Origin of the sequence: Fictibacillus barbaricus, assembly GCF_014635025.1 — a bacterium.
GTDB lineage: Bacteria > Bacillota > Bacilli > Bacillales > Fictibacillaceae > Fictibacillus > Fictibacillus barbaricus.
In genome coordinates, this window is record NZ_BMCE01000002.1 from 825,099 (window position 1) to 839,538 (window position 14,440).

Here is a 14,440-nt window from a genome sequence, read left to right on the forward strand (position 1 = left end):
AAAAACCATCTTCTTAAATCAAAGACGGTTTTTGTTTTTTTATTTAAAATAATTAACTAGTCCGTTTGTAATTCCTGAAGCGGCTCTTGATTGAAAAGAATTGCTTTTTATCGTTATTTCGTCCATTGGATTTGATAAAAACCCTAGTTCTACAAGTACGGAAGGCTGCTTATTCTCACGAAGTACATGAAAGTTACCATACCTGACACTTCCGCCTTTGAGTCCCGTATTTGCCTGGAGCAATCCAGCGTGAACAGAATCTGCCAGTTTGATATCTTTTTGTCCATAATAGAAAGTTAACAGCCCTGTTGCCGATTTATCCGTTGCCGAATTGTAATGAAGGCTGACAAACGCATCTGCAAAATGATAATGACTGATCTCTACACGTTTGCTTAATGAAACATAGCTGCTGTCACTCCGCGTCAGGATAACAACGGCACCTGCCTTACTCAGTTCGGTTGCCAAGAGCCTTGCACTCATCAAAGTAAGATCAGCTTCTCTCGTTCCTGTAGATTTTCCTAATGCTCCTGGATCATGGCCTCCATGACCCGGATCGATCACAATCCGCTTACCTTTTAGCCCACCTATCGATGGTTTAGGTGCAGGTCCTTGACCAGGTGAAGAGGTGGTTTGCTGCACAGCAACTAGCCAGCCCGCAATCCAAGCGGTGTTTCCGTTTGGCAGCTTCAGCTGTACCCAATCATTTTTAGACTGGATATATGCATACTCATCTCCTTGATTTGCCTTACCTACTATGAGATATGCAGTTGAAGGACCTTGCCTGATATTTACTCCATCTGCCATCACTACTACCTTTTTTAGTACGGAAGATGGTGGTGCAGCTGGGGGCTTTGTTTCTGGTTTTGGTTTTGATGCAACTGGATTTTCACCGCTTTGAACAGAAACATACTGACTCGAAGCCCAACCCTTTTTACCGTCAGATGTTTGAATGGATAACCAGCCATTTGATTCTGATAAGATCTGGACAGATGTACCAAACTTAAGAGAGCCAATAATCGGTGCGTTTAAGTTGCCGGATGAACGGAAATTTAAGTAAGTTGCTGTTACCTTACCCCATTTTGCTTTATTGTCCGGTTTAGAAGTTGATGGTTTTTGTGCAACTGGCGCAGTTCCGGATTGAGTCAACAGATAAGCACTGCTTACCCACCCTTTTAAAGACCCATATGTAATGTTAGACCACTTTCCTTCTTCTCTTTGCACGGTGACCAAGGTTCCATTTTTAAGAGAACCTACTACCTTGTTTTGTGTTCCTGCACCACTTCTAACATTTAAAGAAGTAGCTGTTACTTTTGCTGTTTTCGTTTTGCTAGTTCCTTTAGCCTGTTCTGCTTTGGAAGTTCCGCTCGTCATTTTTAAAAACTCGGCACTGACCCATGCTTTTCCGCCATTAAAGGAGATATTTGCCCATCCCTCTTCTGTTTTATAAACTGTAACGGTTGATCCTCTTTTTAAAGACCCGATCTGTTTAGCCTTAATAGTAGGTTCTGACCGCACGTTTAAGCTGGTTGCATTGACGGAAGCGGTTTTTAGTTCTGCTGATGCAGGCATTGCTTGAATGCTTGTTAGGATGAGGATGGCCATAAGAAATAAACTAGTCAGCATCTGATTTACTTTCACACGATTCAACTCCTCTTTGAACGTCCTGTACTTGCTGTAAATCTTATATCGTCATTCCTCAAGCATTCATGAATAAAAACCTTATAAAAAGACAAAAAGAAATACCCTGCCGTCCTGGCCAGGGCATTCTGTTATTTTATTTATATCAATCCAAAATGTTTTAAACCATGATAGATCCCATCGTCATCTACGGACTTCGTTACAAAATCCGCAGCTTCTTTCGCTTCTTTCAAACCGTTCCCCATTGCAATTCCCGTACCAGCAGCATTTAACATCTCAATATCGTTTAGTGCATCTCCAAAAGCATATACATTTTCAGGCTTCATGTTCATCTGCTTGATAAAGGCTTCGATTCCTTTTGCCTTTGAACCTCCTGTAGGCAAGATATCTAATGCATTCTCGTGCCATCTTATAAAATCAAACGTTCCTTTATAGCCGTCCTTATAAACGTGTTCATGCTGCTCCTGACAGAACAATAGAACTTGATAGACTTCGTTTTCTTTATAAAAACCAGGGTGATAAACTGGATAGCTAGGCATTAGATTAAACGTACAATTCTTAATGATCTCATGGTTATCTGCATTGCAAGTTGCTCTTTCATGATCAAGATAAACGAGAGGATGACCTGCTTTTTCAGCCTCTTCTTCAATCTTTAAAATGGATTCTTTGGATAATGGTGTTTTATGGATCACTTCATCTTTAAAAACAACGTACGAACCATTAAAACTCACAAAAGAGTCCACAGCTAATTCCTCACGAATTGGTTCAAACATGAATGGTCCGCGTCCAGTTGCAATGGCAACATGAACACCATTCTTGTTTAACTGAAGAATGCTTTCTTTAGTACTGTCAGGAATTTTCTTTTCATCATTTACGAGGGTTCCGTCTATATCAAAAAATACTATTTTGTCATTCATTTAGCATCGTCTCCTGTTGTAAGCTCTCACCCTACCAATACTGTTACGATTCGTTCCAAATGTCAAATAATGCGGCCTTATTTATTTACAGTCTGATTCACTTTCAGAATTCCTTTTTCTGGCATAGATAATAAGAAGACCGTGAGGATGATTAGCATTCCGCCTGCTGTTTGAAAGCTCCCAAAAGCCGTTCCTAACCAGACGACAGAAACAATGGTAGCAACAAGCGGTTCTGCACTACCAAGTAAACTCGTTTCAGTCGATGTAATATATTTCAAACTATCTAAATACAGATAGAATGGTAAAAGGGTACCAAAAATTACCACAAAGGCAAGCATCCAAAATAATGAGAGTGACCAATCTATAAAACCCGCCTGCCAAGGCTGCGTCCAGATTGAAACAGCCAACCCCCCCAGCAGCATCGCCCATCCAACGATAGTAGCAGATGCATAACGCTTCAATAAGCGCACGGGATATACGGTATAGACGGCAACAGAAACTCCTGATAAAACACCCCAAAAGATCGCCTCTTTAGAAACGGTAATCTTGTCCAGCTGTCCATTCGTTAAAAGTAAAAAGGTACCTGATAATGCCAATAATACAGCAATCCATTCTTTACGTTTTGGCCACTTTAAAAATTTTATCGCAAAGTAAATGGTAATAAATACTGGTCCAAGAAACTGTAGGAGTGTTGCCGTTGGAGCGTTCCCTGCTTCAATGCTCAAAAAGAAAGTCAGTTGTGCTCCGAGCATCCCCGTCAACGAAAAGACGAGTAAATCCATTCTGTCTCTTTTGTCCTTCCAAACTCCAAAAATATTATGATGAAAGGAAACAAGAAATAAAAGAAGTACACCTGCCATAATCATACGGACCGAAACAAGCCACGTTGCTGTGACTGCCGAATGTGAGAAGATCCATTCTGCAGCATTTCCGGAGAATCCCCAAAGCGAAGCTCCTGCCAATGCCAGCCCTATACCTTTCCATCGGGAAAAATCTTTATTTATTTGATTTCCCATTCCACCACCTGCTCTCTCTTTTGCATGCATATTCTCGCTTTTCAACAAAATTCCTTCTCTATTATAAAATGAAAAGCTGCAAATCACATACCTTTATACGGAAATTAACAAATTTTTATTAAAGCTAAAAACAATCAGAAAAGCACTGAACCGGAGACCAGTTCAATGCTTTTCTTGAAATAAAAATAGGGGGATGATTTATCATACGAAAAAGAATGGTTTTGGTGTCGTTATCACCAAAAATATGCGTATACCTACTAAATACATCACCTATAAAAATATTTTCCAGTACATGCATAAATTTATAAAAGATATACAAACTAGTATTACAAGGAGGTGATACATATGGCACGTAACAACAACTCTAACGAATTAGTAGTAGCTGGAGCACAAGCAGCTTTGGATCAAATGAAGTATGAAATCGCTTCTGAGTTTGGTGTTCAACTTGGACCAGACACAACATCCCGTGCGAATGGATCTGTTGGTGGTGAAATCACTAAGCGTCTTGTTCAAATGGCTGAGCAGCAATTAGGTGGCGGATACCGTCGTTAATCGCAACACATAAAAGAAAAAAGTCATCCCTCAACGATGGATGACTTTTTAATATTTTACTTCACTTTATCTAATTTTACTTGAATCAGGACTGGGTCATGGTCACTAGCTCGTCCGTGTTCTTCCATGAACTGTGAGTTAATGTGAACAATATCGACCTTCGTCTTTTTCGCCATGTTATTTGTTACAAGAATATGATCTAATACTTGAGCATTTCCTTGGTAAGAATACGTAAAGCGCTCATCCAAAGGCACTTCTTCAATCATGTTTGTTAACTCTTCACCTTTTAAAGTTTCTAATGCTGGAGTAAACTCAAAATCGTTAAAATCGCCAAGCAGAACAACTTTTGCATTTTTGTCTTCTTTCTTAACATCCTGCACAAAATCGTTCACGACTCCAGCGATTTCTAAACGCTGAGCTTCACTTCCTAAAAACGGAGGCTGATTCTTTCCAAAAAGCGGCTGATCTCCACCTTTAGAATTAAAGTGGTTCGCTACAACAATTACACTTTCACCTTTGAACATGAACTGAGCCGCTAACGGTTTACGGCTGTCCTCAAACGCTGGGTTTGTTGGATCAATCCGTCCCGGGTTAAGCGTTAATTTGCCATCGTTGTATCCTACCGCTTGTGTAGCCGATCCTTTTGAACCTTCTGCCAATGTTACACGTTCTGGATTATAGATGAATCCAACACGAATATTTCCACCAGGCTGTCCGCCATCTTGATTGTTTTCTGGGGCAACATCTGTGTAAACATATTCTGGTCCGCCTTGCGCTTTAATCTCCTCAATTAAGCGCACAGCACTTTCAGTTGCTTCTGTATAACCATTATTAATAGCACCGTTTCCGTCTTGCATCTCAACTAATCCTACAATATCCGGAGATTTTAAGTTAGAAATAATTGAATCTGCAATTCTGCTAACCTTTTCATCAGATGTATCAGAGGTGTTTGCCGAAAAGTTCTCAACGTTAAAGCTAGCAATTGTCAGCTCTTTATGTTTTTCGTGGAAGCGGCTTGTTTCACGTTCTGTTGTTCCTTCAACTAAGGTTGGAAGCTCCTCGCGATCAGCTAATACTTTGTAGTTACCGAATCCGTAACTAACTACCCCCGAAATCGTCCCTACAAAATAATCACCTGATTTGGCAACAAATGAAGTATCATCTATATCAACAAAGATACGTTCAGGATTGTAATCAAACTCTGTTATGTTTAATCCACCAGCTGAATTAAGTCTGCTGCCTTTCCCGCTGTCTGGCAGCACTACAAGTTCACCATAATTTTGTGGTGCGATAACAGCCGGGTTATTGATCTCTACCAGCATTCCTTCTATACTTTCATAAAAATCAATTCCATCTTCATCTGGATCAAATTCTGCAAAGTCATCATTATCGATTACTTGTGCTGGCTGTTGTAGGCCAAACATTCCAATAAGAAGAGATTCAGGAAGTTCTTGTCCCTCTGCTATGGATGCTATCCTCCCATAATCTGCATTAATCTCAGTTACAGCAAGATCGGTTTTTAACTTATCAGAGTACCCTTCAAGTACCCACTCTTTTACAGTACCGTTAACTGAAATGACATTTCCTACAGCTTGTCCGTGTCCTTTTTTATAAACTAAAATACCTTCAGAAGTTTTAGCATCTATATCAGGCTTTAGATCCTGCATGTAGAAGTTGCTGCTATCTACTACTTTTGTAACAATTCCTTCTACACCTTCAACCGCTTTGTTTGCATATGGTGATTGATGGCTGGCTCCTTGAATATCGTGGATACGAAGTCCCGAAAGTGCCACCTGGTATTTAAATGTAGCAACGTCGCTGTTTTTTAAACCTTCTTTTATTGCAATTGCTTTAATCGTTACATCTTCGTTGACCGTGATTGGTGTTGAATAACGTGAACTATCACTTGTAGGATTAGAACCATCAAGTGTAAAGTAGATCGCTGCATCAGGAGTTGCTGTGGTTAGAGTGACGTTTGTCCCTTTTGAAACAATCTCACCTGTAACTGATGAAGTAATCACTTCAACTTGTGGTTCAGGTGTTGAACCGTCTACGAAAGTGAATGCTGTAGCACTTTTATGTCCAGGCATTGAGAAATAAGGTTCTAGATTTCCTGTAATCTGAATCTTCTTGCCCAGGTTCGATGGATTAGATTTTAAGTTTAAACCTTCTCGAACTTTTCCAATTGGTAATTGAACAGGTAGTATTTTCGTTTTATCTTTTTCATTAGGCGAATCTGCAATTGCAATGTTTGTGTCAGTTGTAAAAGGTCCTTCATGTTGAAAACTATTTGTGGCTTTTACTATCCCTACAATATATCCTTCAACAGTTGCTGTACCACTGTTGTTAGCTATTGCATGGCTTACCGTAATCGCTTCAGCTGCCGAGGCCTTTTGCTGCAAAGGTAAGATCAGGCTAATTACCATCGCTAAAATAATCCCTAAATTTATGAGTTTCTTCGTCATTCTTAGAAACACCTCTATTCACCTTCCCATTTTTTAAAATGTAAAACTTAGTCAATCCATGAAAAATATAACACAATAGTACCGATTCAAATGTTAGTTTTATGTTAAAACAGTTAAAAAGACTTACAAAAAAATTACAACTAGTTCTCTTTTACTATCTTCCTTACAATAAAAAAGCCGACTCCTTTTAATGATGGTTCAACTAAAAGTGTCAGCCTTTATTTAGTATTTAAATTTAAGTCGAATGAGACTTGTTCAACATCTAGATCAGGGTTATTCCTATCAAGAATGGACAATAGTGCATCTTTCTCAACAGAACGATTCAGCCACTTCTCTCCTTCTTGAGGTTTTAACATGACAGGCATACGATGATGATACCTCTGCATCTTGGGTGTTGACGCTTTTGTTAAAATAGAGCACGTTATTCTTTCTACTGTTTTGCCGTTCACCTCACCCGTCCATCTCGACCAGATCCCGGCAAACGCAAAAGGCTTCTTGTCTTCTAGCTTAAATGAGTATGGCTGTTTCTTTCCACGGTCACTCTGAACCCATTCATAAAATCCACTAGCAGGAATCAGGCATCGTTTTTGATAAAAAGATTCTTTAAAGCTCGGTTTTTGATCAATCGTTTCGCTCCTCGCGTTAATTAATTTATTACCGATTTTCAGGTCAGGAGACCACTTTGGTACGAGTCCCCATTTCATGTATCCTGCCCGATTACCGTTACTCCCTTTTACAACGGCAAGAACCTCTTGGCTAGGAGCAATATTGAACCGTTCTTCATAATCAAATTCATTCACTAGATTAAACGCATCAATGATCACATCTTTTTCGTAATACAGCATATATCTGCCACACATATTTCCTAACCTCCTTTTTAAGAGTTGGGATAAGGAAACCCTTACAAGTAAAACTACAATGAGGAGCCTATACTTCATCCTCTTGTTTAAGAATACAATAATAAATAGTGAAGGTAAAACAACTTGAAATGGTATGTGAATAAAGTACGGAACGACATTTAAACCCTCTGTAATGTGATCCGGATCGTTGGCCGCATTAGCGGAACTGCCCTTAACACAAAAAGCCTCTAATCATCTATAATGAATAAACGATTAGAGGCTCTAACAAATAACAGTATAAATGCCAGGGTTCTGTATCCCTGGCTGGAAAAAGGTTACTCTTATTATATCATCTTATTTTTAAAATGCGAATCATAAGGCCTGCAATTTTTTAAAAATATATCTTAAATACTCAAACCGGATCCCACGGTTTTTTTACGCCAAATTCTTTTGCTAATTTTTTACTTTCTTCCCTGCGCTTTTTCCTTGCGATCGCTCGTTCAGGAGCATGTTCGTGCAGCCACTTTTCCTCTTCTGTTTCAGGTATGGCTTTTGGTACTGGTGTAGGTTTCCCATCCTCATCTAACGCTACAAATGTTAAAAAAGAGACGGCACATACTTTACGTTCACCTGATAATAAGTTCTCAGCAATAACCTTTACGAATACTTCCATTGAAGTCGTTTTTGTCCACGTTACAAACGATTCCAGGCAAACTGAATGTCCTACTTTTATAGGCTGCAGAAAATCTACGGAATCTGTTGAGGCAGTTACAACATTTTTCCTAGCATGGCGGATCGCTGAGATCGCTGCAACATCATCAATGTATGCCATAAGTTTTCCGCCAAATAAAGTTCCATGATTGTTTGTATCTGGGGGAAGAACTACGGATGATTTAACGGTACGAGATTCCCTTACATACTTTTTTTCCGTACTCAAATTTTCCATATTCAAAACTCCTATTCCTTTTCAGGTCACATCTAGTATATGTCAGAATTGAAAAAAATAATGAAAGACCTCCGCTTAACTCAAGCAAAGAGGTCTTTGTAGAAGTGCTAATTATTTTTTTACAACTGCATGTCCACCGAATTCGTTACGCAGCGCAGCTACAACTTTACCGTGGAACGTATCATCTTCTAATGAACGGAAACGCATGAATTGTGAAAGGGCGATAACTGGAGCAGATGCTTGATAATCCAATGCAGCTTCAATCGTCCAAATTCCTTCTCCTGAAGAGTTCATCACACCGCGGATATCTTCAAGTTTAGGCTGTTTGCTGAATGCGTTCTCCATTAGTTCAATCAGCCAGCTGCGGATAACTGATCCGTTGTTCCATACTCGGGAAACAGCTTCATAGTCATAATCGAAATCACTTTTATCCAAGATTTCAAACCCTTCACCAATCGCTTGCATCATGCCATACTCGATTCCGTTATGAACCATTTTTAAGAAGTGTCCAGATCCAGCGCGTCCTGTAATCAAGAACCCTTTTTCTACACAGATTTTTTCATAAAGAGGCGCAAGATAATTTACAGCATCCTCGTCTCCACCCATCATTGCACATAAGCCGTAACGAGCACCATCTGTTCCACCGCTTGTTCCCACATCAACAAAATGGATGCCAGAAGCTTTAAGTTCTTCATAACGGCGAAGCGTATGTTTGTACATGGAGTTACCAGCATCAATGATGATATCTCCTTCTGTAAGGTGAGGTTTAAGCTCATTGATAACTTGATCAACAATCTCACCAGCAGGAACTAAAAGAATAACTGCTTTTCTTCCAGTAAAGGAGTTCGCAAGCTCTTCAATAGAGTCAACCCCTTTTACACCTTCAGAAGATATTTCTTTCACCGTGTCTTTGTTAACGTCAGTAGCGAAAACCGTATAACCTTTATCGTTCATGTTTAATGCCATATTAAAGCCCATTTTACCTAGGCCAATCAAACCGATTTCCATTGTACGAATCACTCCATTTTATGTATTTACCTATTTTGTATTATTCCACAAATGAAAGGCTCTTAACCTTTACTTGCAACACTGTCTATTAGATTATCGAAAAATGAACAAAAAAACAATTATTTCAGTCCGTTTTTATCATAAAAACAAATAAAATTATTGAACACTAAACATTTGCCTATGCCGTTCACGTTTTATTCACATAGCCATAACCTATAAGATATCTTTTATTGGGGGGGCAATCAGTGAAAAAAATTATTGTATTAGCTTTGATCGGCTTAATAGCACAGCTTATAGACGGATCATTAGGGATGGCATATGGCGTTACCTCTACAACCCTCTTACTGGTAGTGGGCCTCTCACCAGCTATCGCTTCTGCTTCTGTCCATCTTTCTGAAGTCGTAACATCTGCTGCTTCTGGCTACTCCCATTTAAAACTGGGAAATGTTGATATGAAAATCGTAAAAAAATTAATTCTTCCTGGCGCAATAGGTGCCTTTTTAGGAGCGGCTTTCTTAAGCTATATTCCCTCTATTCTGATTAAACCTTTTATTTCTCTTTTTTTATTAGGTCTTGGCTTTTATGTTTTAATCCGCTTCCTACTATTTAAAATAAATGTGCACAACAATACGGAAGAGGAAGGAATTGACAGCAAAGAAAAAATATATAGACCAGTAGGTTTTATCGCTGGATTTATGGATGCTACTGGTGGCGGGGGCTGGGGACCCATAACAACTCCGCTGCTGCTTACCCGCAAGAACCTTACTCCAAGCAGAGCTATTGGCTCAGTAAATTTTAGTGAATTTGCCGTTTCCCTGTCAGCATCCATTGGATTTTTTATATTTATAGGGTGGGAAACCTTATATTGGCAAGTAGTAATAGCTATGATGATTGGCGGAGTAATCGCAGCTCCATTTGCCGCATGGCTTGTAAAACATTTGAAACCTGCATTATTAGGTGTGCTTGCAGGCGGTCTGATCATTCTGACGAACCTTCGGACTATTTTGAAGGAGTTCTTCTCAATCGAACTTTTTACAGAGCAGCATTTTCTCCTGCCTCTTCTTTTCATTTGGTGTATTTTGATTTTTACTGCTATACGAAAAAGGAATTAGTATTGCCTAGGAATATGATATTGGCAGAGGGGTGGAACTGCGTCAACCTGCGAGCTAAATCATCATCCTGCTTAAATCGGTTCAAAAATAAAAGCTGGTTCGATTGTGTAAAACTCACAGAATCGAACCAGCTTTTTTAATAGTTCATACGTATTTACTCCTCAAACCATAGAATACCCAGAGTGCCTGCCCCTACATGTACACCAATTGCAGGGCTAAGCTGTCCCAGGTTAAACGTTATGTTCGGATATTTTTCTTTTAAAAGATGAAGCCAGTCTTTCGCTTTTTCTGAAGATCCGCTATATATAACACTTACTCTGTATGCAGCATTTCTTTGTGCTGCCTCCTCAAATAATGCCAGAACACGAGATTCAGCTTTTTTAAGGGTTCTTATTTTTTCGAAAGGTACAAGTGAACCATCATCGAAAGTAAGAATGGGTTTGATCTGCAGCAGATTCCCGACGAGGAAACCCGCCCCTGATAATCTGCCGCCACGTCTAAGCTGCTCTAGACTGCCAATACACACAAAGCCTTTCACATGATCAGCCATATCTCGAAGTAATGAGGCAATTTCTTCTGGCTTTAGTCCTTCCTCCTCCAGCTTCTTTCCTTTTAGCAGAAGCTGCTTCATGGCTTCGGATGTTATTTTAGAATCCACGATATGCACCGGAAAATTAGCCATGTCAGCTCCCAGTCTTGAGCCGTTTATTGTCCCGCTGAATTTTTCGGAAACATGGACTGCGATTGCGCAATCATAATCGTGTTTCAGAACTTCGTAAAAATCCGAAAACTCACCAACTGTGGGCTGACTGGTTTTCGGAAGTTCGGTAATTGTTTCCAATTTGGCATAAAATTCATCTGGCGTAATATCCACACCATCTTTGTAAATTTGATCTTCCATAATGACGGATACCGGAATAATATGTATACCAAGTTCTCTAGCTTCCTCTAGTGAAATACAGCTTGTACTATCAGTTATCCATGCAATCCTTGACATCTTGCATCCCCCTTTTATATCTACTTTTCTATTAGATAAATAGAAAGGAAATTCCTCTTTTTATCCAAAGAATATTATTTTTATTTATAAATTAAACCTATATTTCAATAGTTTAAATACTAGCACAGAGATACACATTGAAAACTAGATACTTTATACTACTATTTAATGGAACTTATCGGAAATATATATTAAAATAGGAGTAATGTAAGCTAAGGAGGCAATACTGTGAAAGTGGTAGCAGATAGTAGAAATGTATTGTTGGATGTAGAGCGTATAGAGATAGCGTTTGTAGAAATTATGGACGTAATAAAACCTGAGATTTGGGAAGAAGAAGAGATTACCTCCACTCAATTTCAAATTTTAAAAACACTTTCCACCCGTGAGAAATGGACGGTTTCCGAAATTGCCGATGCTATGAAAGTACGTGCTAGTGCTACTACCGTTATCATTGACAGGCTTGTCAAACGAGGATTAGTCGATCGTTACCGGTCTGATCTAGATCGAAGAATTGTATATGTGCAGCTAAATGAAATCGGTTTAGAGGCATTTCACCTAATCCAGGAAAAAAGAAACGGGGTACTTTTGAAGTATATGTCTCAGCTGACTGAAAAACAATTGACTGATTTGGTTCATTGTATTGAACACCTTTCATCAATCGTAAAGAATTAGCGCCCTGCTAAAAATAATGATTGCAGCTTAGTTTTACTACCTTTCATATTTTAATCTATACACGTTATCCAAAAGGATCAACGTGTTTTTTATTTTAAATAATAATTTTGACTTAATTTGGATAAACCCTAACATTTCAGCAAATATGTACGATATAAAAAACAATAAATAGCACTAAAGTTCGAAAACAAAAAATAGGGGTCAAACATGTCAAAGATAAAACGATTGGAAAGGCTGTTGCTTTCCATTAACTCAAAAAAACAATTTACGCTTAAAGAATTAGCAGTTGAATTCCAAGTATCTACAAGAACCATTCAGCGTGACCTGTTAAGTCTTATAGAAATGGGACTTCCCATCGTTTCCGAATTTGGTCCTCATGGAGGATATCGGATTGAGAACGATCGAATCCTTCCACCAATCGGTTTTACGGAAATGGAAGCATCCACTATTCTATATAGCCTGGAATCATATCATGAAGAAGGTTTTCCTTTCCTTATGCAGAGCAGATCAGTAATGAATAAACTTTTTCACTACTTGCCAGAGGACGCAAAAGAAAACTGGGAGCAGATGCAAAAGCGATTATCTGTTCAATTTCCACTTCCTCCGCAATGTGCCGTAGCTCCAGTTTTATTAGAAGCTGCAATAAAACAAAAAATTGTCACCGTACTTTATCAGATAAAAGAACAGAAGAGGTACTGCAATATACAGCTGATTGGAATTTTTAGTGAGAACGGAGAATGGTACGGTCCGGCTTATTGTTATTCGTTAATGGATTTTCATATTTTCAAACTCTCGGATATTCAGCATGCAGCTATTAATTATGAACCAATGGAAGTTAAAGACTTTTCTAAAATGACGATCCATAATTGGCCTTCTCAGATATCACCGAGAAACTATCTTACTTTAGATGCAGAGATTGATCCAGAAGGACTGCAGTATTGCAGAACCCACCATTTCCTGCACCAATTTATCAGTAAGCTGGATAATAACACAGACGTGCTTAAAGGCAGCGTATTAACAACATACATCGATAAGATCGCAGAATATTTATGGCCATTAAAAACAAATATAACCATACATTCACCAATAGAATTAAAAGCGATACATGCTCAGTGGGCAAAAGAAATTTCTTCCCAATATGAACCTATTTTAAATATGTAATCAAAATGATACATATTTTTCCTCTTTTAGGCGTATACTATAAATAGAACAGAAAAGGGGGATATCTATGGCTTTTTTTTCAAAACAACCTGCAGAGCCGATTCCAGACGTAGAAACGAAGGTTTGGGCATGTACGAGTGACGGTTGCTCATGCTGGATGCGCGCTGACTATTCTTTGCAAAAAGAACCGCAATGCCCCATTTGTCAATCAGCAATGAATGAGGAAATAAGGATGCTTCCTGAACTCAAAAGCTAATGAAATAAATAGAAATCCGCCGGGTGCAGCTACCCGGCTTTTTCTATGTCTAAAACAATTCCAATTGCGCGAATAGAGCATGTCTGGATTGAATAAGATTTTGACGGAATTTAAGAATCAGTAAAGCCGATCAAATCATTTCCCGATATTTTGCAAGCCCTAGAAATAATAGGAATTCAAGCCGTAATGTTTATCATCAACTCGTTCCGGGTAGGGTTTTTATACAAGCTAAAAGGAGGATTTGATAACTATGCCTAACGAAACAATCACAACAACAACTACAGCGGAACCAGTGTTTACACATTCCGATTTCCAAACACATGACACAATGAACACGAACGTAAGCAAGAAAGGGTCTGGAACAAGATTTACTACGGGACTGGTAGTCGGCGGACTTGTTGGGGCTGCAGCAGCCCTGTTATATGCTCCTAAAAAAGGAAATGAGTTTAGAAATGATCTTCGTGATTCTTCGATCAAGTTAAAAGAACGCACGCAGCAGATGAGAGATGAAACCAAACTTAAAGCTAAGCTTGGAAAGATGGATGCTAAAGATAAAGTAGAATCCATTAAAGAAAAATCAGGTAATCTTTCTTTTTCTGCTCGTCAAAAATTGCAAGAAGCAAAAAATACAGCCAGTGAAGTAAAAAGCGAGACTAAGTCTGCTATTGATGAAGCAAAAAGAGAAGCAAAAAAAGACGGGTATCAATCAGGCTCGGAATCATCCAAAAATAAAGCTGTCGTGACACCGAGGACGATGTCTCCAACTGATACTCAGAAAAAAACCGGAACAGATACGTCCTACGAAAAGAAACAAAGTGATGTTACTAAAAATACGTATTAAAAATAAAAGCCGGGACAATA

General features: G+C 38.9%; 14 protein-coding genes. 6 read left to right on the top strand and 8 right to left on the bottom strand.

Annotated features, from left to right (window positions below):
* Nucleotides 1–39: 39 nt before the first annotated feature.
* The 3 genes from IEV52_RS13590 to IEV52_RS13600 all read right to left on the bottom strand — a co-directional run bounded on the left by IEV52_RS13590 (nucleotide 40) and on the right by IEV52_RS13600 (nucleotide 3,616).
* Entirely contained in the window at nucleotides 40–1,638 is a 1,599-nt protein-coding gene (locus tag IEV52_RS13590) for an N-acetylmuramoyl-L-alanine amidase family protein (RefSeq protein WP_188403058.1), read from the bottom strand.
* A 140-nt stretch (nucleotides 1,639–1,778) separates the two neighbouring features.
* Entirely contained in the window at nucleotides 1,779–2,555 is a 777-nt protein-coding gene (locus IEV52_RS13595; protein ID WP_188403059.1) for a Cof-type HAD-IIB family hydrolase, read from the bottom strand.
* A gap of 77 nt (nucleotides 2,556–2,632) precedes the next feature.
* The gene (locus IEV52_RS13600) at nucleotides 2,633–3,616 is read right to left on the bottom strand and encodes an EamA family transporter (protein ID WP_229754288.1); all 984 of its coding nucleotides are present in this window, start codon (nucleotides 3,614–3,616) and stop codon (nucleotides 2,633–2,635) included.
* Between the two features lie 300 nt (nucleotides 3,617–3,916).
* Here IEV52_RS13600 and IEV52_RS13605 point away from each other — a divergent pair, with 300 nt between their 5' ends.
* Nucleotides 3,917–4,123, top strand: coding sequence for an alpha/beta-type small acid-soluble spore protein (locus IEV52_RS13605; protein ID WP_066288466.1), 207 nt, complete (start codon nucleotides 3,917–3,919; stop codon nucleotides 4,121–4,123).
* Nucleotides 4,124–4,179: 56 nt separating this feature from the next.
* Here IEV52_RS13605 and IEV52_RS13610 read toward each other — a convergent pair whose 3' ends face one another.
* The 4 genes from IEV52_RS13610 to gnd all read right to left on the bottom strand — a co-directional run bounded on the left by IEV52_RS13610 (nucleotide 4,180) and on the right by gnd (nucleotide 9,381).
* Nucleotides 4,180–6,588 carry a DUF6359 domain-containing protein gene (locus tag IEV52_RS13610; protein ID WP_188403060.1) on the bottom strand — a complete coding sequence of 803 codons (2,409 nt, stop codon included), beginning with the start codon at nucleotides 6,586–6,588 and terminating at the stop codon, nucleotides 4,180–4,182.
* A gap of 218 nt (nucleotides 6,589–6,806) precedes the next feature.
* A complete protein-coding gene (locus IEV52_RS13615) occupies nucleotides 6,807–7,448 on the bottom strand; it encodes an SOS response-associated peptidase (protein ID WP_188403061.1) in 642 nt (213 codons plus the stop codon).
* 391 nt (nucleotides 7,449–7,839) lie between these two features.
* The gene (locus IEV52_RS13620; RefSeq protein ID WP_188403062.1) at nucleotides 7,840–8,373 is read right to left on the bottom strand and encodes an acyl-CoA thioesterase; all 534 of its coding nucleotides are present in this window, start codon (nucleotides 8,371–8,373) and stop codon (nucleotides 7,840–7,842) included.
* Nucleotides 8,374–8,484: 111 nt separating this feature from the next.
* The gene (gene gnd / locus IEV52_RS13625) at nucleotides 8,485–9,381 is read right to left on the bottom strand and encodes a phosphogluconate dehydrogenase (NAD(+)-dependent, decarboxylating) (protein WP_188403063.1); all 897 of its coding nucleotides are present in this window, start codon (nucleotides 9,379–9,381) and stop codon (nucleotides 8,485–8,487) included.
* Between the two features lie 245 nt (nucleotides 9,382–9,626).
* Here gnd and IEV52_RS13630 point away from each other — a divergent pair, with 245 nt between their 5' ends.
* Nucleotides 9,627–10,493 carry a sulfite exporter TauE/SafE family protein gene (locus IEV52_RS13630; RefSeq protein WP_188403064.1) on the top strand — a complete coding sequence of 289 codons (867 nt, stop codon included), beginning with the start codon at nucleotides 9,627–9,629 and terminating at the stop codon, nucleotides 10,491–10,493.
* 154 nt (nucleotides 10,494–10,647) lie between these two features.
* Here the strand turns inward: IEV52_RS13630 and IEV52_RS13635 are convergent, their stop codons facing one another.
* Nucleotides 10,648–11,490 (bottom strand): DegV family protein, encoded by an 843-nt coding sequence (locus IEV52_RS13635; protein ID WP_188403065.1) that lies wholly within the window; start codon nucleotides 11,488–11,490, stop codon nucleotides 10,648–10,650.
* Nucleotides 11,491–11,718: 228 nt separating this feature from the next.
* Here IEV52_RS13635 and IEV52_RS13640 point away from each other — a divergent pair, with 228 nt between their 5' ends.
* The 4 genes from IEV52_RS13640 (at nucleotide 11,719) to IEV52_RS13655 (ending at nucleotide 14,420) form a co-directional block, all read left to right on the top strand.
* A complete protein-coding gene (locus tag IEV52_RS13640; RefSeq protein WP_188403066.1) occupies nucleotides 11,719–12,162 on the top strand; it encodes a MarR family transcriptional regulator in 444 nt (147 codons plus the stop codon).
* Between the two features lie 207 nt (nucleotides 12,163–12,369).
* Nucleotides 12,370–13,323, top strand: a complete 954-nt coding sequence (locus IEV52_RS13645) for a helix-turn-helix transcriptional regulator (RefSeq protein ID WP_188403067.1) — start codon at nucleotides 12,370–12,372, stop codon at nucleotides 13,321–13,323.
* A gap of 67 nt (nucleotides 13,324–13,390) precedes the next feature.
* The gene (locus tag IEV52_RS13650; protein ID WP_066236983.1) at nucleotides 13,391–13,579 is read left to right on the top strand and encodes a cold-shock protein; all 189 of its coding nucleotides are present in this window, start codon (nucleotides 13,391–13,393) and stop codon (nucleotides 13,577–13,579) included.
* 250 nt (nucleotides 13,580–13,829) lie between these two features.
* Nucleotides 13,830–14,420 carry a YtxH domain-containing protein gene (locus IEV52_RS13655; protein ID WP_188403068.1) on the top strand — a complete coding sequence of 197 codons (591 nt, stop codon included), beginning with the start codon at nucleotides 13,830–13,832 and terminating at the stop codon, nucleotides 14,418–14,420.
* Nucleotides 14,421–14,440: the final 20 nt, after the last annotated feature.

Coding starts and splice junctions, on each gene's coding strand:
- IEV52_RS13595 (WP_188403059.1), bottom strand. CDS start 2,555: ATGAATGACAAAATAGTATTTTTTGATATAGACGGAACCCTCGTAAAT.
- IEV52_RS13605 (WP_066288466.1), top strand. CDS start 3,917: ATGGCACGTAACAACAACTCTAACGAATTAGTAGTAGCTGGAGCACAA.
- IEV52_RS13610 (WP_188403060.1), bottom strand. CDS start 6,588: ATGACGAAGAAACTCATAAATTTAGGGATTATTTTAGCGATGGTAATT.
- IEV52_RS13615 (WP_188403061.1), bottom strand. CDS start 7,448: ATGTGTGGCAGATATATGCTGTATTACGAAAAAGATGTGATCATTGAT.
- IEV52_RS13620 (WP_188403062.1), bottom strand. CDS start 8,373: ATGGAAAATTTGAGTACGGAAAAAAAGTATGTAAGGGAATCTCGTACC.
- gnd (WP_188403063.1), bottom strand. CDS start 9,381: ATGGAAATCGGTTTGATTGGCCTAGGTAAAATGGGCTTTAATATGGCA.
- IEV52_RS13635 (WP_188403065.1), bottom strand. CDS start 11,490: ATGTCAAGGATTGCATGGATAACTGATAGTACAAGCTGTATTTCACTA.
- IEV52_RS13645 (WP_188403067.1), top strand. CDS start 12,370: ATGTCAAAGATAAAACGATTGGAAAGGCTGTTGCTTTCCATTAACTCA.
- IEV52_RS13650 (WP_066236983.1), top strand. CDS start 13,391: ATGGCTTTTTTTTCAAAACAACCTGCAGAGCCGATTCCAGACGTAGAA.
- IEV52_RS13655 (WP_188403068.1), top strand. CDS start 13,830: ATGCCTAACGAAACAATCACAACAACAACTACAGCGGAACCAGTGTTT.